The following is an 18,333-nucleotide window of genomic DNA, read 5'->3' as shown; positions in this document are numbered from 1 at the left end:
ACCGCCGCCCGGGGAAGGTTAAAGCGCCTGACCCGCCAGCATCCGCGGCATCGGCGACACGGACAGCCCCGCCGCCTGCCGCATGAAGCCGCGCCGCAGTCCCGGCAGTGCATCGACCACGCCCATGCCCGCGCCGCGCAGCCCGGCCACGGCCGGATTGTCTGTCGCGAACAGTCGGTTCACCCCGTCCATGCCCAGTGCCAGCGTCGTTGCATCCGGTCTGCGCCACGCCTGATACCGCTCCAGCACCAGCGTGCTGCCGATATCCTCGCCCCGTCGGGCGGCATCGACCAGCACCTCGGCCAGGGCGGCCACGTCGCGCAGGCCCAGGTTCAGGCCCTGGCCCGCGATGGGATGGACCCCATGCGCCGCGTCCCCTACCAGCGCCACGCGGTCGGCGGCATAGCGTTCGGCCAGGGACAGCGACAGCGGATAGCTGAAGCGCGGCCCCGCCAGCGACAGATCGCCCAGGAAATCGCCAAAGCGCGGCCGCAGGACGGCCAGGAAGGCGGCGTCGTCCAGGGCGGCGATGGCCGCGGCGTTCGCGGTGGTTTCCGACCAGACGATGTTGCTGCGGTTGCCGGGCAGGGGCAGGATCGCCAGCGGCCCGGTGGCCATGAAATACTGATGCGCGATGCCTTGATGGGGCAGGGCATGGTCGATGGCCGCGACCAGCGCGGTCTGGCCGTAATCCCAGCCCTGGCGCCGGATGCCCGCGCGCGTGGCCACGCCCGACCCGCGCCCGTCCGCACCGACCAGCAGCCGGGCCGTCAGCCGCTGCCCGTCAGACAGGATCGCAGTGACGCCCGCCGGGCCGGCTTCGTGGCCGGTGACGGACAGGCCGGGCAGGGTGGTGACAGTGCCCTCCATCGCATCGGTCAGGGCGGCGTGCAGGAAGCGGTCCTCCAGCATGTGGCCCACCGGGCCTTCGCCCAGTTCGGCGCTGTCGAAATGCAGGAAGAAATGGCCCGCGCCCTCTCCGGGCCGGCCTTGGGACGCCTTGATCTGGTGGATCGGCTGGGCGTCGGGGGCCAGCCGGTCCCACAGGCCAAGCGCCTTCAGCACCCGGACCGAGGCGATGGCCAGCGAATAGGCCCGCCCGTCGAAGCCCGCCCCCGACCGCGCGCGCGCGGGGCGCGGATCGACCACGGCCACGCGCAGCCCGGCCTGGGCCAGCGCCAGCGCCAGGGTCGGGCCGTTCAGCCCGCCCCCGGCCACCACGATGTCGAAATCCTGTGTCATGGCCCGCAGCTTGCACGGGCCGTGGGCAAAGGCAATGCGGCGCGCGGCCTCACGCGCCCTGGGCCAGCAGGGCGGCCAGCCCGGTCTGGTAATCGGGATAGTGCAGCGTCACGCCCAGGTCGCGCTTGATCCGGTCGTTCCGGACCCGCTTGCTGTCGCCATAGAAGGACCGCGCCATCGGGGTCATGTCGGCCTGATCGAAGGGCACCGCGGGCGGCAAGGGCAGGCCCAGCAGGGTCGCCGCATGGGCGATCACGTCCTGAGGCGGGGCCGGATCGTCGTCGCAGACGTTGTAGATGCCGATCGGGTCGGGCGCGTCGATCGAGGCCAGCAGGACCTGGGCGATATCCTCGACATGGATGCGCGAGAAGACCTGGCCGGGCTTGATGATGCGCCGCGCGGTGCCGTCGCGGACCTTCTGGAACGGACCGCGACCGGGACCATAGATCCCCGCCAGCCGAAAGATGTGCAGCGGCAGGTCATGGGCGCGGGCCAGGTCCTGCCACGCGGCTTCGGCGGTAATGCGGGCCTGACCGCGCGGCCCCGACCCGTCCAGGACCGAATCCTCGTCGACCCAGCCCCCGTCGCGGTCGCCATAGACGCCAGTGGTCGACAGATAGCCTAGCCACCGGAGCCGGGCGCGAGCCAAGTCGTCGCGGAACGCGGCCAGAACAGGGTCGCCGTCCGGTCCGGGCGCGGTGCTGACCAGGATCGCGTCGGCCTGGGCGATGGCCGTGCGCAGCGCATCCTCGGACCCCGGCCACAGCAGGGGCACGGCGCCTGCGGCCGCGACGCGGTCAGGGTCGTCGCGGGTGGTGCCGGTGACCTGCCAGCCGCGGGCGGTCAACAGGGGTGTCAGGAAGCCGGCGCTGTAGCCGTGACCGAAAACGAGCATCTTCATGACGGCACCGTAACGGCGCGCGCGTGGCTGCGCCAGACGCTTGCCTGCCGCCTGCCGCGCTGGCAGGGTCGGCGCAGCAAGAAGGACAGATCCGATGACGACAGACGCCCGCTTTCTGCCGGTCCAGACCCCCGACGCCGCGGCGCCCCGCGACTTTACCGACGCGGCCGCGGCCGTGGCCCATCTGCGTGCGCTGTACGACCAGGCGACCGGCTTTCTGCTGGGCCATTTCACCGCCATCCTGGAAGGCACGTCCCCCGTCGCGCGCTATCGCGCCTTCTACCCCGAGGTGCGGCTGATTGTCCCGACGCATGGCAAGATCGACAGCCGCCTGTCCTTCGGCCATGTGGTCGCGCCCGGCGTCTATGCGGCCACGGTGACGCGCCCGGACCTGTTCCAGCATTACCTGACCGAGCAGCTGGGCCTGCTGATCAAGAATCACGGGGTACCCGTGACCATCGGCCTGTCGGACACGCCTATGCCTGTCCATTTCGCGGTCGCCGCCCAGAGCGACCTGGCCGTCCCGCAGGAGGGCGTTCTGGATTTCAGCCTGCGCGACGTCTTTGACGTGCCGGACCTCAACACCATGAACGACGACATCGTGAACGGCGTGGCCGGCGCCATGCCCGATGGCAGCCAGCACCTGGCGGCGTTCACTGCGCAGCGCGTGGATTATTCGCTGGCGCGCCTGGCGCATTACACGGCGACCGCGCCCGAGCATTTCCAGAACTTCGTCCTGTTCACCAACTATCAGTTCTATGTCGACGAGTTCGAGGCCTTTGCCCGCCACGTCCTGTCGGACCCGGACAGCGGCTATACCGCCTTCGTCGCCCCCGGAAACCAGCAGATCACCGACGGCCATGACACGATCGTGCCGCTGTCCAAGCTGCCGCAGATGCCGACCTATCACCTGAAACGCGCGAACGGGCAGGGGATCACGCTGGTCAATATCGGCGTCGGCCCGTCCAACGCCAAGACCGCGACCGACCACATCGCGGTGCTACGCCCGCATGTCTGGCTGATGGTGGGCCATTGCGCGGGGCTGAGGAACAGCCAGTCCCTGGGCGATTTCGTCCTGGCCCACGCCTATCTGCGCGAGGATCACGTGCTGGACGACGACCTGCCCGTCTGGGTGCCGATCCCGGCCCTGGCCGAGGTCCAGGTCGCCCTGCAGGAGGCCGTGGCCGAGGTCACCCAACTGGACGGGTACGAGTTGAAGCGCATCATGCGCACGGGCACCGTCGCCACCATCGACAACCGCAACTGGGAGCTGCGCGACCAGTCCGGCCCGGTCCACCGCCTGTCGCTGTCGCGCGCGGTCGCGCTGGACATGGAAAGCGCCACGATCGCCGCGAACGGGTTCCGGTTCCGCGTTCCCTACGGCACGCTGCTCTGCGTCAGCGACAAGCCGCTGCACGGAGAGCTGAAGCTGCCGGGCATGGCGACGGACTTCTATCGCACGCAGGTCGCCAACCATCTGCTGATCGGCATCCGCGCGATGGAGAAGCTGCGCGACATGCCGCTGGAGCGCATCCATTCGCGCAAGCTGCGGTCCTTCAGCGAGACGGCGTTCCTGTAGCGCGGCGGCAAAACACCAGCAAACGCGGGTTTTCGCGCGCGGGGCGAAAAAGGCTTGATCTGCCCGTCAAAACCGTGTGTAGCAGGCGATATGCCGCAAAAGGCGCAATTTGTGGGCCCGGTGCAACAGGGCAAGAGGAGACGGACCATGGCTACGGCTGCTGCAAAACCGATGACCAAGACCCAACTGGTGGCGACGATCGCCGAAGAAATGGGCTCGGACAAGAAATCCGCTTCGGCCGCTCTGGACGCGATCGTGGCGATCGTGACCCGCGAAGTCGCCGGCGGCGGCGCGGTGACCCTGCCGGGCATCGGCAAGATCGCCTGCCGCGCCCGTCCCGAGCGTCAGGTCCGCAACCCGCAGACCCAGGAAATGATGACCAAGCCGGCCGACAAGCAGGTCAAGGTCACCATCGCCAAGGCCCTGAAGGACAGCGTCAACAGCTGATCCGCAGATGCTGCGATGACGGATCGGGGTCGTGCCATCGGGCACGGCCCCTTTTCTTTATGTCTTCACCCCGCGGCGGTGCTCTGCTAGCCGTTTTGCATCACCTGCAAGAAAGGCCTGGTCCATGGATCTTCGCGCGTTGCTGATGGGTCTGGCCTTCGCGGTGATGTGGGCCTCGGCCTTCACCTCGACCCGGATGATCGTGACCGAGGCGCCGCCGCTGATGGCGCTGGCCCTGCGCTTTGCGCTGTCGGGCGTGGTGGGCGTGATGATCGCGCTGGCCATGGGGCAGACCTGGCGCACCCTGACGCGGGCGCAGTGGCGCGCCGTGCTGATCCTGGGGCTGTGCCAGAACGCGCTGTACCTGGGCCTGAACTGGACCGCGATGCAATGGATCGAGGCGGGCTTGGCCTCGATCATCGCCGCGACCATGCCGCTGATGGTGGCCGCCCTGGGCTGGAGCCTGATGGGCGAGCGCCTGCGCCCGATGGGCGTGGGCGGCCTGATCCTGGGCGTCGTGGGCGTGGCGATCATCATGGGCGCGCGCCTGCAGGGCGGCAGCGACCTGACCGGCATCGTCATGTGCTTCGTCGCGGCGCTGGCGCTGGCGGTGGCGACCCTGACGGTGCGGGGCGCCAGTTCGGGCGGCAACGTGATGATGATCGTGGGCCTGCAGATGCTGGTCGGCGCCGTGACCCTGGGCCTGATCGCGCCCTGGTTCGAGACCTGGGACGTCACCTATACCCCGCGCCTGGTCGTGGCGTTCCTCTATACGGTGATCGTGCCGGGGCTGGTCGCGACCTGGGTGTGGTTCATGCTGGTTGGGCGCATCGGCGCGGTGCGCGCGGCGACGTTCCATTTTCTGACACCCTTCTTCGGCGTGGCCACCGCCGCCCTGTTCCTGGGCGAGGATCTGGGCGCGGGCGACGTGATCGGCGTCGCGGTCATCATGGCAGGCATCCTGGCGGTGCAGCTGTCCAAGGCGCCCCCGGTCAAGCGGCCGCCGCCCAGCTGACGGACCCCTGCGGCCGTCGGCGGCGTTGAACCCGCGCCAACCCCTGCGATGATGGTGCCATGCGTCCCGACCAGATCCTGCACCCGACCGAGGCCGGGCTCTATTGCCCGCCCGGCGATTTCTACATCGACCCGGTCCGCCCGGTGCCCCGCGCGCTGATCACGCACGGGCATGGCGACCACGCCCGTGCAGGTCATGGGGCCGTCATGGCCACGCAGCAGACGCTGGACATCATGGCGATCCGCTATGGCGAGGATTTCACCGGCACCCGCCAGGCCGCGGAAGGGGTGGCTCGCATTGGCGACGTGCAGGTCAGCTTTCACCCCGCGGGCCATATCCTGGGCTCGGCTCAGATCGCCGTGATGCCCGACCGCGGCCCCAAGATCGTCGTGTCCGGCGACTACTGCCGCGCCCCGAACCCGGTCTGCGCCCCCTATGAGCCGGTGCCCTGCGACATCTTCGTGACCGAGGCGACCTTCGGCCTGCCGGTCTTCCGCCATCCCGACCCGCTGACCGAGATGACCAAGCTGATCGCCAGCATGGCCGAGTTTCCCGAACGCCAGCACCTGATCGGCGCCTATGCCCTGGGCAAGGCGCAGCGTGTCATCGCGCTGGCCCGACAGGCCGGGATCGACGGTCCCATCGCCATCCACGGCGCGCTGCAGCGGCTGTGTGATTTTCACGTAAAACAAGGGATCGACCTTGGCCCGCTGGTCCCCGCCACCGCGAAACAGGTCGATGCCCAGCTGGTCATCGCGCCGCCTTCGGCCTTTGCCAGTGCCTGGGTCCAACGGTTCCGCGACCCGGTGATCGGCTTTGCCTCGGGCTGGATGACGGTGCGGGCGCGGGCGCGGCAGCGGGGGGTGGAGCTGCCCCTGGTCATCAGCGACCATGTCGACTGGCCGCAGGTCACACAGACCATTCTTGAGCTGGCCCCCCAGGAGGTCTGGATCACCCACGGGACCGAGGACGGGCTGATGCGCTGGTGCGAGCTGCAGGGCATCGCGTCCCGCCCCCTGCGCCTGATCGGATACGAGGATGAGCCGGAATGAAGGCTTTTGCCCATCTGCTGGAACGGCTGGCCTTCACCGCCGCGCGCAACGCCAAGCTGCGCCTGCTGCGCCATTACCTAGAGGCCACGCCCGACCCCGACCGCGGCTATGCGCTGGCCGCGCTGACCGGCGATCTGAAGCTCAGGGCGGTGACGCCGGGCCTGTTGCGCGGGCTGATGGCGGGGCGGGTGGACGAACAGCTGTTCGCGATGTCCTATGATTTCGTGGGCGATCTGGCCGAGACCATCGCGCTGCTGTGGGATACCGACCAGGATCAGGACGTGCCCCTGCGGGATGCCGTGGCGCTCCTGCGCGATACGGGCCGCGCGGGCCTGCCTGCGGCGATCACCGCGATGCTGGACCGGCTTGGCCCGTCGCAGCGGCTGGCCTTTCTGAAGCTCGCCACGGGAAACATGCGCGTGGGCCTTTCGGCCCGCATGGCGCGCATGGCCCTGGCCGAGATGGGCCCCCCCGAGGTCAAGGACATCGAGGAGATCTGGCACGGCCTGACGCCCCCCTATCAGCCCCTGTTCGACTGGATCGCGGGGGGGGCGCGCCCCGAACATGCGGCCCGCGCGCCCTTCCGGCCGGTTATGCTCTCCACGCCGGTCGATCTGGATCAGCTGCGCGCCTTCGATCCCGGCGATTACATCGCGGAATGGAAATGGGACGGCATCCGCGTTCAGGCGATCAACGACGACGGCACCCGGCGCCTCTATTCCCGGACCGGAGAGGATGTCGGCGCGGCCTTTCCCGACCTGCTGGAGGCGCTGAACTTCGACGGTGCGCTGGATGGCGAGCTGCTGGTGCGGCGCGGCGCCGACGTGGCGCCCTTCGGCGATCTGCAGAAGCGGTTGGGCCGCAAGGTCGTTGGCCGCGCGATGCTGGACAGCCATCCGGCGGGCCTTCGGGTCTATGACGCGATGATCTGGCAGGGGCGCGACCTGCGCGACCTGCCGCATCAGGAGCGGCGCGCGGTGCTGGAGGACGCCGATTTCGGCAGCGACCGGATCGACCTGTCGCCGCTGCTGCCCTTCCGGACCTGGGACGATCTGGCGGCCCTGCGCGCCGACCCGCCCAGCATCGTGATCGAAGGCGTGATGATCAAGCGCCGCGACAGCCCTTACGTCGGCGGCCGCCCGCGCGGGCCCTGGTTCAAGTGGAAACGCGACCCGATGATGGTGGATGCGGTGATGCTCTATGCGCAGCGCGGGCATGGCAAGCGGTCGGGCTTCTACAGCGATTTCACCTTCGGCCTGTGGGACGGCGAGACGCTGGTGCCCGTGGGCAAGGCCTATTTCGGCTTCACCGATGAGGAGCTGCGCGAGCTGGACCGGTTCGTCCGAAACAACACCACCGAACGGTTCGGCCCCGTGCGCTCCGTCGCGCCCAAGCTGGTGCTGGAGGTCGCGTTCGAGGGGTTGAACGCCTCTCCGCGCCACAAATCCGGGGTCGCGATGCGCTTTCCCCGCATCAGCCGCATCCGATGGGACAAGCCCGCCGCCGAGGCCGACCGGCTGCAGACGCTGAAGGACATGATCCCGTGACGCTGCCCCCCGCGTTCCAGGACTGGTTCGCCCGGCAGGGCTGGCAGCCGCATCCGCATCAGCTGGCCCTGCTGAAGGCTGGGGAGGACAGCCTGCTGATCGCGCCGACTGGGGGCGGCAAGACGCTGGCGGGGTTCCTGCCGTCACTGGTCGAACTGACCGCGCCGCATAAGGGGATGCACACGCTCTATGTCTCGCCCTTGAAGGCGCTGACGGCGGATATCGCGCGCAACCTGTCGCGCCCGGTCGCCGATCTGGGCCTGGACATCCGCATCGAGGACCGCACCGGCGACACCCGCGCCAGCCAGCGCGCCCGCCAGCGCATGGACCCGCCCGACATCATGCTGACCACGCCGGAATCGCTGGCTTTGATGCTGTCCTATGAGCAGGCGCCCGCGATCTTTGGGGGCCTGCGCCGGGTGGTGCTGGACGAGCTGCATGCCTTGGCCGAGAACAAGCGTGGCGATCAGCTGATGCTGGCTTTGTCGCGGCTGCGCGCGCTGGCGCCCGACCTGCAGGTCACGGGCCTCTCCGCCACGGTCGAGGACCCGTCGCGGCTGGCCCGCTTCATGGGCGGCGCAACCGTGATCCACGCCGACCCCGGCCCCGACCCCGACATCGCCATGCTGCCCACCGCCAAGGCCCCGCCCTGGGCGGGCGCGGGCGGGCATTACGCCGTGCCCGACGTGCTGGCCGCCGTGGCGCAGGCCACGACCACGATCATCTTCATCAACACCCGCGCCCAGGCCGAGCTGTTCTTTCAGGCGCTCTGGGCTGCGAATGACGCGAACCTGCCCATTGGCCTGCATCACGGCAGCTTGTCGCGCGAGGCCCGCGCCCGGACCGAGGCCGCGATGGCCGCGGGCGAATTGCGCGCCGTGGTGGCGACCGGGTCCCTGGATCTGGGCATCGACTGGGGCGCGGTCGATCTGGTGATCCAGGTCGGTGCGCCGCGCAATGTCAAGCGGCTGGTCCAGCGGATCGGGCGGGCGAACCACCGCTACAATGCGCCGTCACGGGCGCGGATCGTGCCCGCCAACCGCTTCGAGGTCATCGAATGCGTGGCCGCCCTTCAGGCCGTGCGCGAGCGCGATCTGGACGGCGACGACCGGGGGCCGGGGCCGCTGGACGTGCTGTGCCAGCATATCCTGCTGACCGCCTGCGCGGGGCCTTTTGACGTCAATGCGCTGTTTGCGGAGGTCCGCACTGCCGGGCCCTATCGTGACCTGTCCCGCGCCGATTTCGATGACTGCGTCGCGTTCGCAGCCACCGGCGGCTATGCGCTGCGGGCCTATGACCGCTGGCAGCGGCTGATGGAACGCGAAGGGCTGTGGCGCCTGCGCGACCCGCGCGCGGCGCGAAACCTGCGCATGAACATCGGCACCATCGTCGAGGCCGAGATGCTGAAGGTCCGCTTCCGCGGACGCGGCGGCGCCCCCTTGGGCGAGGTCGAGGAAGGCTTTGCCGCGACCCTGGCACCGGGCGATACCTTCCTGATCGGCGGGCAGACGGTCCGCTATGATACACTGCGCGAGATGGTGGTCGAAGTCACGAAACAGCCCTCTAAGGAGCCCCGTATCGCCACGTTCTCGGGCATGAAGCTGGCCACATCAACGCAGCTATCCCATCGGGTTCTGGCACTGATTGGCGATCCGGCAGCCCATGCCGGCCTGCCAGCTGACACCCGCGACTGGCTGGCGCTGCAGGCGCGGGTCAGTACGCTGCCGCGCCCCGGCACGCTGCTGACCGAGGCGTTCCCCCATCAGGGCCGCTGGCATCTGGCGGTCTATGGCTTTGCCGGGCGCAATGCGCTGCAGACTCTGGGCCTGCTGATGACGCGGCTGATGGAGGAGGCGGGGCTGGCCCCCCTGGGGTTCCTGGCCACCGATTACGCGCTGCTGATCTGGTCGCTGGACCCGGTGACCGACCCTGCGCCTTTGCTGGACCGCGACGGTCTGCGAGAGGGTCTGGGCGACTGGCTGGCCAGCAATGCGGTGATGAAGCGCAGCTTTCGCAACGTGGCGACCATCGCCGGGCTGATCCAGCGCAACCTGCCGGGCGCGCGCAAGTCTGGGCGGCAGGCGACGTTCTCCAGCGACATCCTGTACGACACGCTGCGCAAGTACGACCCGGACCACCTGATGCTGCGCATCACCGCGGCCGAGGCCAGCCGGGGGCTTGTGGATTTCGGCCGGATCGAGGAAATGCTGGACCGCACCGACCGCCTGGACCACCGCATGCTGGAGCGCGTGTCGCCCTTGGCCGCGCCGCTGATGCTGGAACTGGGTCGCGTGCCCATCGCGGGACAGGGACGCGAGCGCATGGCAGAGGCGGAGGCTGCGGCATTGATGGCAGAGGCAGGGCTTTCGTGACGTTCCACCCTTTCGATTTCGAAGGTCAGGCGCTGCAGGCGCGGGCCACCGGTGCGCTGTTCTGGCCCGAACGGCGCTGGCTGATCGTGGCCGACCTGCATCTGGGCAAATCCGAACGCATGGCGCGGCGCGGGGGTGCCCTGCTGCCCCCCTATGAGACGCTGGAGACGCTGGACCGCCTTCAGGCGGAGATCGCAGCGACCGATCCTGCGGTGGTCGTCAGCCTGGGGGACGGGTTCGACGACGACGCGGCGGGGCGCGCGCTGCCCGACGATGTCTGCGACCGGCTGCGCACGATGGCCCAGGGCCGGCGCTGGATCTGGGTCAGCGGCAACCACGACCCCGGGGCGATCTGTCCCCGCCTGCCCGGCGATACCGCGGCGGACCTGCACGACGGCCTGATCCTGCGCCACGAGGCCGGTCAGGGGCCGGACGTGTCGGGCCATTACCACCCCTGCATCCGGCTGGCGGGTCAGCGGCGGCGGTGTTTCCTTGTCGGCCGCGACCATCTGATCCTGCCCGCGTTCGGTGCCTATACCGGCGGGCTGGAGGTCACGGACAGGGCGCTGGCCGCGCTGGTGCCGCAGGGGTTGGCAATCGCCTGCGGCACGCGCGCCCTGCCGGTGCCGGTGGGCATGCGTCGCCGCGCATGAAAAAGGGCCGGCACACATCGCGGCCGGCCCCCGTCATCCTGAGTGGTCTGATCAGAAGCGGAAGTTCGCACCGATCTTGACGCTGCTCATGGTCATGCTGGCGCGGGTCGAGAGGGTGTCGATCCCATCCGAGAATTCCACCCGCTCGTTGCCGAAATCGCGGTACTGGTATTCGGCGAAGATCGATGTGCGCGGGTTGATCATGCGCTCCACGCCCAAGCCGCCTGCGGCACCCGTCGCGGTGAAGCCGCGCGTCTGCGAGAAGTCGCCCGTGCTCAGCGTATAATCGAAATCACCGCGGGCGACGCCCAGGGTGCCATAGACCAGCGTCTGCGGATTGACCGCATAGCCGGTCTTGATGACCAAGGTGGCGATGTTCTTCATCTCGCTCTCGACGCGGCCCAGCAGCGGATCACCGATGTCGATGCTTTCGTCGACCGAGCCGAACTCGACGCCCAGTTCAGGACCGAAGACCCAGTTGCCGCGGTGCCAGCGATAGCCCAGCTGCAGACCTGCGGTTGCGCCGGAAATGCCGACATCACCCAGCCCGCCGATCAGGCCCACATCCTCGCCGTCGATGACCTCGGAGAAACCCACCTGATCCTCGGTGTCGAAGATATAGCCGAGCGACCCGCCCACATAGGCGCCACCCCATGCCGAGGCGATCGGCGCCACGGGTGTCACCGTCACCGGTGCCACGTCGACGACGGGCGACACCACGCCCCCGGCAAGGGCAGCGCCTGCCCCCAGGACCAGGGCCGAGACGGAGGAGAGAGCAAAGAGGCGCATGGGGGATACTCCTGAAAAGCTGGGGCACGCCCACCGGCTGCGCCCGATCTGCAAATGATATCCGGTCAATCCAGCGCAGAGAATCGGCCCAAGATCAATTAAAACGCGCATTGGCCCCTGTCCCTGCACGCGGTGACGGGCATGGACAGTGACCTTTGGGCAACATGGGCCGTTCAGGTATCCAGATTCTCGACGTTCAGGGCGTTCTGTTGGATGAACTCGCGGCGCGGTTCGACGACGTCGCCCATCAGCTTGGTGAACAGGTCCTCGGCCTCGGCCACGTCCTCGACGCGGACCTGCAGCATGGTGCGCGCGACGGGGTCCAGCGTGGTTTCCCACAGCTGCTCGGGGTTCATCTCTCCCAGTCCCTTGTAGCGCTGCAGGGACAGGCCCTTCTCGCCCTCCAGGAACACCGCCTGCAGCAGGCCCAAGGGGCCGTGAATCGGCTGATCGCGATCCTTGCGGATGAGGCGGGCAGGCTTGGCATAGATGTCCTGCAGGGCCTGGGTCATCTCGCCCAGCCTGCGGCTCTCGCCGCTGCGCAGCATCTGGCCGTCCAGGGTGCGGTTCTCCTCGACCCCGCGCAGGGTGCGCGACAGGCGGATGCCGGCATCCTGGGTCGGGCGTCCCTGCCAGCCGCGCTCGTACTCCTCGGCGATCTGGTCCAGGCGGGCGGCGATGTCGGTAGCCACGCCCTGGGCGTCCTGGTCGATGCGGCCCGGCACCAGCGCCCCGGCGATCGCGGCCTGTTCGGTGATGTGGGGCGGGTAGTGGGTCGGATAGGCGCGCAGGACGCGGCGTGCCAGCCGCGCCTCCTCGACCACGCGGGCCAGGTCGTTGCCGGTGATCTCCTCGCCCGAGGCCAGGCGCAGCGATGCCCCTTCGACGCCCTGCTGGATCAGGTAATCCTCCAGCGCGGCCTCATTCTTCAGATAGACCTCGGACCGGCCGCGCCCGACCTTGTAGAGCGGGGGCTGCGCGATATAGAGATGCCCGCCCTCGATCAGCTCCGGCATCTGCCGGAAGAAGAACGTCAGCAGCAGCGTGCGGATATGCGCGCCGTCGACGTCGGCGTCCGTCATGATGACGATCTTGTGGTAGCGCAGCTTCTTCAGGCTGAACTCGTCGCGCCCGATGCCGGTGCCAAGCGCGGTGATCAGCGTGCCGATCTGGTCGCTGCCCAGCATCCGGTCGAACCGCGCGCGTTCCACGTTCAGGATCTTGCCGCGCAGCGGCAGGACGGCCTGGTTCTGGCGCGAGCGGCCCTGTTTTGCCGAACCGCCGGCCGAATCCCCCTCGACGATGAACAGTTCGGACAGCGCCGGGTCCTTTTCCTGGCAATCGGCCAGCTTGCCGGGCAGGGATGCCACGTCCATCGCCGTCTTGCGCCGCGTCAGCTCGCGCGCCTTGCGCGCCGCCTCGCGGGCCAAGGCGGCCTCGATGATCTTGCCGACGATCTGGCGGGCCTCGGTCGGGTTCTCCTCGAACCATTCGGCCAGCTTCTCGCCCACCAGCCCCTCGACCGCCGGACGGACCTCGCTGGAGACAAGCTTGTCTTTGGTCTGGCTGGAGAATTTGGGATCGGGCACCTTGACGGACAGCACGCAGGTCAGGCCTTCGCGCGCGTCATCGCCGGTGAAGTCGACCTTTTCCTTCTTCGCGATGCCGCTGTCCTGCGCATATTTGCCGATCACGCGGGTCAGGGCGCCACGGAAACCGGCCATGTGCGTGCCGCCGTCCCGCTGCGGGATGTTGTTGGTGAAGGGCAGGACGGTCTCGTGATAGCTGTCGTTCCACCACATCGCGACCTCGACGCCGATGCCGCCCTTCTCTCCGGTGATGAAGATCGGCTCGGGCATGACGGCGGTCTTGGACCGGTCCAGGTATTTCACGAATTCCTTGACGCCGCCCTCGTAGAACAGCTCGGTCTTCTGGACCTCGGCATGACGCTCGTCCTCCAGGATGATGCGCACGCCGCTGTTCAGGAAGGCCAACTCGCGCAGGCGGTTCTCCAGAGTCTTGAAGCTATAGTCCAGGTTGCTGAAGGTCCCGTCCGGATGCACGGTCTTGGCCGAGGCCATGAAGCGCACCTCGGTCCCGCTTTCACCCGGCGCATCGCCCACCACGACCAGCGACTTGACGGTGTCGCCGCGCTCGAACCGGACGAAGTGCTCCTTGTCGTTGCGCCAGATGCGCAGCTCCAGCCAATCGGACAGGGCGTTCACGACCGACACGCCCACGCCGTGCAGGCCCCCCGACACCTTGTAGCTGTTCTGGTCGAACTTTCCGCCCGCATGCAGCTGGGTCATGATAACCTCGGCCGCGCTGACGCCTTCTCCGGCATGCATGTCGACCGGGATGCCGCGCCCGTTGTCGCGCACGCTGACGCTGCTGTCGGCATGGATCTTGACCTGCACGAAGTCGGCATGGCCGGCCAGGACCTCGTCGATGCCGTTGTCCACGACCTCATAGACCATGTGGTGCAGGCCGGACCCGTCGTCGGTATCGCCGATATACATGCCGGGACGCTTTCGCACGGCGTCCAAACCCTTGAGAACCTTGATGGAATCGGCGTCGTACAAAGCGGGTTGGGCGGCGGTGTCGGTCATGCGTCGGGCTTTCTGTTCGTCATGTCTTGATATAGGCCTTCGCAGGGGCAAAGTCACGGCTTTGGCTGGGTTTTTCGGCCCCGTCGGCGGGTTTTATGCCCGGCCTGCCCAGATCTGGCCCGCACCCAGCACCAGCCCCACGAAAATCAGCAGCCAGCCCGATGCCAGGTTCATCCGCCGCAGCCCCGCGGGGGTCGCCAGACGGGCGCGCAGCGCGGCCAGCGTGGCGCCCATGCCCAGGTTCAGCAGGAACGGAATGGCCCCCGACATCCCCACGATCACCGCAACATCGCGCCCGGTCAGCCGCGCCACGTCGAAAAAACCGGGCAGCACGCCGACATAGAACAGCGCCGCCTTGGGGTTGCCCGCGATGGCCAGCAGGCCCGCGCTGAAGCCCGCCCATCCACCACGCCGGGTCAGCCGGCTGTCGCTGTCCACGGCCTGTCCGGCATGGCGCAGCAGCCCGATGCCCATGCCCAGAAAGACCGCGACCGCGATCCAGCGCAGGACCGACAGCAGGGCCGCCTGATCGCCCACCAGCAGCGTCAGGCCGAAGATGGCGATCAGAGGCCAGATCATGTCCCCGATCGCCACCCCAAGTGCCAGCGGCCAGACCCCCGCCCAACCGGACGACAGGCCCCGCGCCATGATCGCTACCCAGACCGGGCCGGGCGTCAGCCAGATCGCCGCCAGCGCGCCCGCATACAGCCAGATCGCCTGCACGCTCAGCGTCATGCGTCCTCGCATGCCGCTGAGGCGCCGTCGGTCTTGGTCACGGCCAAGCTGCGCGCGCGCGGGCCGAACGCGTCGAACAGTTCCGGCCCCGTGCCGGTCAGCAGGGTCTGGGCGGGCAGGTCGGTGATGCGGTCGTAAAGCGCCGCGCGCCGGTCGGCGTCCAGATGCGCCGCGACCTCGTCCAGCAGCAGCAGGACCGGCTGGTCCGACAGCGCACGCGCATTAGCCAGGATCAGCGACAGCAGCAACGCCTTCTGCTCTCCGGTCGAGGATTGGGCGGCGGGCATGTCCTGCGGCCCCCAGCTGGCGCCCAGATCGGCCCGATGCGCCCCGGTCAGCGTCCGCCCGGCGGCCATGTCGCGGTGGCGCGTCGCGGCCAGGCGCGCGGCGATGCTGGCGGGGTCGGCATCGTCGGCAAAGCCGTCCTGGGCCAGTAGGGTCAGGCGGGCGGCCGGAAAATCCGTGCCGCCGTCCTGCGCGGCCATGATGGCGGACAAGGCCGCCTGGCGGTTGCGGGTCAGGCCCGCGCCGGCCTCGGCCATCTGCGTCTCCAATGCGCGGTACCAGCTGGGATCGCCGATCTGATCGCGCAGCAGGCGGTTGCGTTCGCGCATGGCCTTGTCATAGGCCAGCGCCAGGTCCGCGTGGTCGGGCATCAGGGACAGGGTCACCCGGTCCAGGAACCGCCGCCGCCCTTCGGGTGCGTCCGACCACAACCGGTCCATCGCGGGCACCAGCCAGATGACCCGCACCAGCCGAGCCAGCGTGGTCTGGGTCACGGGCTTGTCGTCCAGGATGACATGGCGGGGTTGGCCGGGGGGCGCCGCGGTCTCGACCGCGTGATCGCCAAGCGTGGCGCGGAGGCGCCAGCCCGCATCGGGGCCCATCCGCGCCTGGTCTGGGGCGGCCACCGCGCGCAGTCCGCGGCCCGGCGCCAGCATGGACAGCGCTTCCAGGATGTTCGTCTTGCCGGACCCGTTCGGCCCGTGGATCGCCAGGGGGCTGGCGTCCAGCGACAGGTCCAGCCGCGGCCAGGACCGGAACTGGGACAGCCGCAGCGCCGTCAGTGTCACACGCGCATCGGCATGACGACATAGACCGCGCTGAGATCGCTGCCCTCGCGGATCAGGGCGGCGTCGCCCGAGCCGTTGAACAGGAACACCGCATTGTCGCGATCAACCTGGCCCGCGATCTCCTGCAGGTACTTGGCGTTGAAGCCGATCTCCAGCGGCTCGTCGGCATAGGCCACGATCAGCTCCTCCTCGGCGGCGCCGGCATCGGGGGCGTTGACCGACAGGACCAGCCGGTCCGCGTCCAGCGACAGCTTGACCGCGCGCGAACGTTCGCTGCTGACGGTCGCCACGCGGTCGACGGCGCGGGCAAAGTCGGCGGCGTCCACCTCCAGCTTGCGGGCGTTGCCCTGCGGGATCACGCGGCTGTAATCGGGGAAGGTCCCGTCGATGACCTTGGAGGTCAGCGTGATCGTGGGCGTGGCAAAGCGGACCTTGGTCTCGCTGACCGACACGGCGATCTCGGCCTCGTCGTCGTCCAGAAGCTTGCGCAGCTCTCCGACGGTCTTGCGGGGCACGATCACGCCAGGCATCGCATCCGCGTTCGCGGGCAGGGGCGCGTCGATCCGGGCCAGGCGGTGCCCGTCGGTCGCCACACAGCGCAGGACGGGGCCGTCCTCGGATTGGGCCACGTGCATGTAGACGCCGTTCAGATAGTACCGCGTCTCCTCGGTCGAGATCGCGAATTTCGACTTGTCGAACAGCCGGCGCAGCACCGATGCGGGCGCCTTGAAGTTCGCGCTGTATTCGCTGGTGGCCATGACCGGAAAATCGGCCCGCGGCAGGGTCGCCAAGCTGAAGGACGACCGCCCGGCCTGGACCGACAGCCGCCCCGAGGCGTCGTCGCTGGCCAGCTGGACCAGGGCGCCGTCGGGCAGCTTGCGCGCGATCTCGTTCAGCATCACGGCGCTGACGGTGGTGGCGCCGGGGCGTTCGACCTGGGCCACGGCGCGGTCCACGACCTCGGTGTCCAGGTCGGTGGCCCGGAAGCTGACGCCTTCGGGGGTGGCCTCGATCAGCACGTTGGCCAGAATCGGGATGGTGTTGCGGCGTTCCACGACCGACTGGGCCTGCGACACGGCCTTGACCAGAACGGCGCGCTCGATCGAGAATTTCATCAGTTTCCCCTGTCCCATGGCTCTGCGGCCCCTGCCGGACCTGATGTGTAGCCGCCCGCGCGGGCAGTCACAAGATTTTCGTGATCAGGCTTCCAGCATCCGCTTCAGCACGGCGATGTCCTCGACCATGGCGCTGTCCTCGACCAGCAGCTCCTCGATCTTGCGCACGCCGTGCATGATCGTGGTGTGGTCGCGCCCGCCGAAGCGGCGGCCGATCTCGGGCAGGGACCGGCTGGTCAGTTGCTTGGACAGGTACATCGCGATCTGGCGGGGCCGGGCGACGTTGCGCGCGCGTTTCGGACCCATCATGTCGGCCAGGCGGATGTTGTAATGCTCGGCCACCTTGCGCTGGATGTCGTCGATGTTGATCTTGCGGTCATTGGTCCGCAGGATGTCGGCCAGGCATTCCTGCGCCACCTCCAGCGTGATCTCGCGGCGCAGCAGGCTTGCATGCGCGAACAGGCGCTGCAGCGCGCCTTCCAGGACGCGGACGTTGGTGGTGATGCGATGCGCCAGGAACTCCAGCACGCCCGCGCCGATTTCCAGGTCGGGCTGCTGGGCGCGGAAAGCCTGCGTCTTGGACTGCAGGATGCCCAGGCGCAGCTCATACGTCGTCGGGTGCAGGTCCACGATCAGGCCGCAGGACAGGCGCGACTTGATGCGTTCCTCAAGGCCCTTGATCTCGGCGGGCGCGCGGTCGGCCGAGATCACGATCTGCTTGCCCTGGTCGACCAGCGCGTTGAACGTGTGGAAGAATTCCTCCTGGGTGCTGTCCTTGCCGGCGATGAACTGCACATCGTCGACCATCAGCATGTTCACGTTCCGGAACATGCTCTTGAAGTCCATGATCGAGCTTTCGCGCAGTGCCTGCACGAAGCGGTACATGAACTGTTCGGCCGACAGGTACAGGACCTGCGCCGACGGGTGGCGCGCCTGATAGTCATGCGCGATCGCGTGCATCAGGTGCGTCTTGCCCAAGCCCACGCCGCCATAGAGGAAAAGCGGGTTGAAACCCACAGGCCCCCCCTCGGCCACGCGGCGGGCGGCGGCATGGGCCAGCTCGTTCGGCTTGCCGACGATGAAGTTCCCGAAGGTGAAGCGGCTGTCCAGCGGCGCGCCCAGATCGGTGCGGGCGGCGCGGGTGGTCGGCGCCTCGGCCGGCTGGCCCGCGGGGGCCGTGGCCTGGGCCGAGGGGCGCGCCGCG

General features: G+C 68.7%; 15 protein-coding genes. 7 read left to right on the top strand and 8 right to left on the bottom strand.

Going from position 1 to position 18,333, the window contains the following annotated elements:
* Positions 1–18: 18 nt before the first annotated feature.
* Both FHD67_RS06625 and FHD67_RS06620 read right to left on the bottom strand, forming a co-directional pair.
* The gene (locus FHD67_RS06625; protein WP_139598248.1) at positions 19–1,242 is read right to left on the bottom strand and encodes a UbiH/UbiF/VisC/COQ6 family ubiquinone biosynthesis hydroxylase; all 1,224 of its coding nucleotides are present in this window, start codon (positions 1,240–1,242) and stop codon (positions 19–21) included.
* 49 nt (positions 1,243–1,291) lie between these two features.
* A complete protein-coding gene (locus FHD67_RS06620) occupies positions 1,292–2,143 on the bottom strand; it encodes an SDR family oxidoreductase (RefSeq protein ID WP_139598247.1) in 852 nt (283 codons plus the stop codon).
* Positions 2,144–2,237: 94 nt separating this feature from the next.
* On the opposite strand from FHD67_RS06620, the gene FHD67_RS06615 reads away from it, so the two are divergent.
* From FHD67_RS06615 to pdeM, 7 genes are all read left to right on the top strand, one after another.
* Complete coding sequence (locus FHD67_RS06615) at positions 2,238–3,722, top strand: AMP nucleosidase (protein WP_139598246.1); 1,485 nt, start codon at positions 2,238–2,240, stop codon at positions 3,720–3,722.
* A gap of 147 nt (positions 3,723–3,869) precedes the next feature.
* The gene (locus tag FHD67_RS06610; protein ID WP_042246023.1) at positions 3,870–4,169 is read left to right on the top strand and encodes an HU family DNA-binding protein; all 300 of its coding nucleotides are present in this window, start codon (positions 3,870–3,872) and stop codon (positions 4,167–4,169) included.
* A 124-nt stretch (positions 4,170–4,293) separates the two neighbouring features.
* Complete coding sequence (locus tag FHD67_RS06605; protein WP_046000564.1) at positions 4,294–5,184, top strand: DMT family transporter; 891 nt, start codon at positions 4,294–4,296, stop codon at positions 5,182–5,184.
* A gap of 59 nt (positions 5,185–5,243) precedes the next feature.
* Positions 5,244–6,236, top strand: a complete 993-nt coding sequence (locus FHD67_RS06600; RefSeq protein WP_139598245.1) for a ligase-associated DNA damage response exonuclease — start codon at positions 5,244–5,246, stop codon at positions 6,234–6,236.
* A complete protein-coding gene (locus tag FHD67_RS06595) occupies positions 6,233–7,783 on the top strand; it encodes a cisplatin damage response ATP-dependent DNA ligase (RefSeq protein WP_046000566.1) in 1,551 nt (516 codons plus the stop codon). Before FHD67_RS06600 ends, FHD67_RS06595 begins: the two co-directional genes overlap by 4 nt.
* Positions 7,780–10,155 (top strand): ligase-associated DNA damage response DEXH box helicase, encoded by a 2,376-nt coding sequence (locus FHD67_RS06590; RefSeq protein ID WP_139598244.1) that lies wholly within the window; start codon positions 7,780–7,782, stop codon positions 10,153–10,155. Before FHD67_RS06595 ends, FHD67_RS06590 begins: the two co-directional genes overlap by 4 nt.
* Positions 10,152–10,808, top strand: coding sequence for a ligase-associated DNA damage response endonuclease PdeM (gene pdeM, locus FHD67_RS06585; protein WP_139598243.1), 657 nt, complete (start codon positions 10,152–10,154; stop codon positions 10,806–10,808). Before FHD67_RS06590 ends, pdeM begins: the two co-directional genes overlap by 4 nt.
* Positions 10,809–10,859: 51 nt before the next feature.
* Here the strand turns inward: pdeM and FHD67_RS06580 are convergent, their stop codons facing one another.
* The 6 genes from FHD67_RS06580 to dnaA all read right to left on the bottom strand — a co-directional run.
* Positions 10,860–11,597 (bottom strand): outer membrane protein, encoded by a 738-nt coding sequence (locus FHD67_RS06580; protein WP_176695069.1) that lies wholly within the window; start codon positions 11,595–11,597, stop codon positions 10,860–10,862.
* A 173-nt stretch (positions 11,598–11,770) separates the two neighbouring features.
* The gene (gene gyrB / locus FHD67_RS06575) at positions 11,771–14,206 is read right to left on the bottom strand and encodes a DNA topoisomerase (ATP-hydrolyzing) subunit B (RefSeq protein ID WP_139598241.1); all 2,436 of its coding nucleotides are present in this window, start codon (positions 14,204–14,206) and stop codon (positions 11,771–11,773) included.
* Positions 14,207–14,299: 93 nt separating this feature from the next.
* The gene (locus FHD67_RS06570) at positions 14,300–14,941 is read right to left on the bottom strand and encodes a LysE family translocator (protein WP_045982301.1); all 642 of its coding nucleotides are present in this window, start codon (positions 14,939–14,941) and stop codon (positions 14,300–14,302) included.
* Positions 14,938–16,014 (bottom strand): DNA replication/repair protein RecF, encoded by a 1,077-nt coding sequence (recF, locus tag FHD67_RS06565; RefSeq protein WP_139598240.1) that lies wholly within the window; start codon positions 16,012–16,014, stop codon positions 14,938–14,940. The genes FHD67_RS06570 and recF overlap by 4 nt, the downstream gene beginning before the upstream one ends.
* Positions 16,011–17,129, bottom strand: a complete 1,119-nt coding sequence (gene dnaN, locus FHD67_RS06560) for a DNA polymerase III subunit beta (protein ID WP_046000572.1) — start codon at positions 17,127–17,129, stop codon at positions 16,011–16,013. The genes recF and dnaN overlap by 4 nt, the downstream gene beginning before the upstream one ends.
* A gap of 84 nt (positions 17,130–17,213) precedes the next feature.
* Positions 17,214–18,333, bottom strand: a 1,120-nt coding sequence (gene dnaA, locus FHD67_RS06555; protein WP_139598239.1) for a chromosomal replication initiator protein DnaA, incomplete at its 5' end; no start/stop codon positions are given.

It is taken from the genome of Paracoccus haeundaensis, from assembly GCF_006239215.1.
Lineage (GTDB): Bacteria > Pseudomonadota > Alphaproteobacteria > Rhodobacterales > Rhodobacteraceae > Paracoccus > Paracoccus marcusii.
This window is presented reverse-complemented; position numbering and strand designations above follow the sequence as displayed.

Bases quoted from the DNA above. Each gene is read 5' to 3' on its own strand.
- FHD67_RS06625 (WP_139598248.1), bottom strand. From the start codon at position 1,242: ATGACACAGGATTTCGACATCGTGGTGGCCGGGGGCGGGCTGAACGGC.
- FHD67_RS06620 (WP_139598247.1), bottom strand. From the start codon at position 2,143: ATGAAGATGCTCGTTTTCGGTCACGGCTACAGCGCCGGCTTCCTGACA.
- FHD67_RS06615 (WP_139598246.1), top strand. From the start codon at position 2,238: ATGACGACAGACGCCCGCTTTCTGCCGGTCCAGACCCCCGACGCCGCG.
- FHD67_RS06610 (WP_042246023.1), top strand. From the start codon at position 3,870: ATGGCTACGGCTGCTGCAAAACCGATGACCAAGACCCAACTGGTGGCG.
- FHD67_RS06605 (WP_046000564.1), top strand. From the start codon at position 4,294: ATGGATCTTCGCGCGTTGCTGATGGGTCTGGCCTTCGCGGTGATGTGG.
- FHD67_RS06600 (WP_139598245.1), top strand. From the start codon at position 5,244: ATGCGTCCCGACCAGATCCTGCACCCGACCGAGGCCGGGCTCTATTGC.
- FHD67_RS06595 (WP_046000566.1), top strand. From the start codon at position 6,233: ATGAAGGCTTTTGCCCATCTGCTGGAACGGCTGGCCTTCACCGCCGCG.
- FHD67_RS06580 (WP_176695069.1), bottom strand. From the start codon at position 11,597: ATGCGCCTCTTTGCTCTCTCCTCCGTCTCGGCCCTGGTCCTGGGGGCA.
- gyrB (WP_139598241.1), bottom strand. From the start codon at position 14,206: ATGACCGACACCGCCGCCCAACCCGCTTTGTACGACGCCGATTCCATC.
- FHD67_RS06570 (WP_045982301.1), bottom strand. From the start codon at position 14,941: ATGACGCTGAGCGTGCAGGCGATCTGGCTGTATGCGGGCGCGCTGGCG.
- dnaN (WP_046000572.1), bottom strand. From the start codon at position 17,129: ATGAAATTCTCGATCGAGCGCGCCGTTCTGGTCAAGGCCGTGTCGCAG.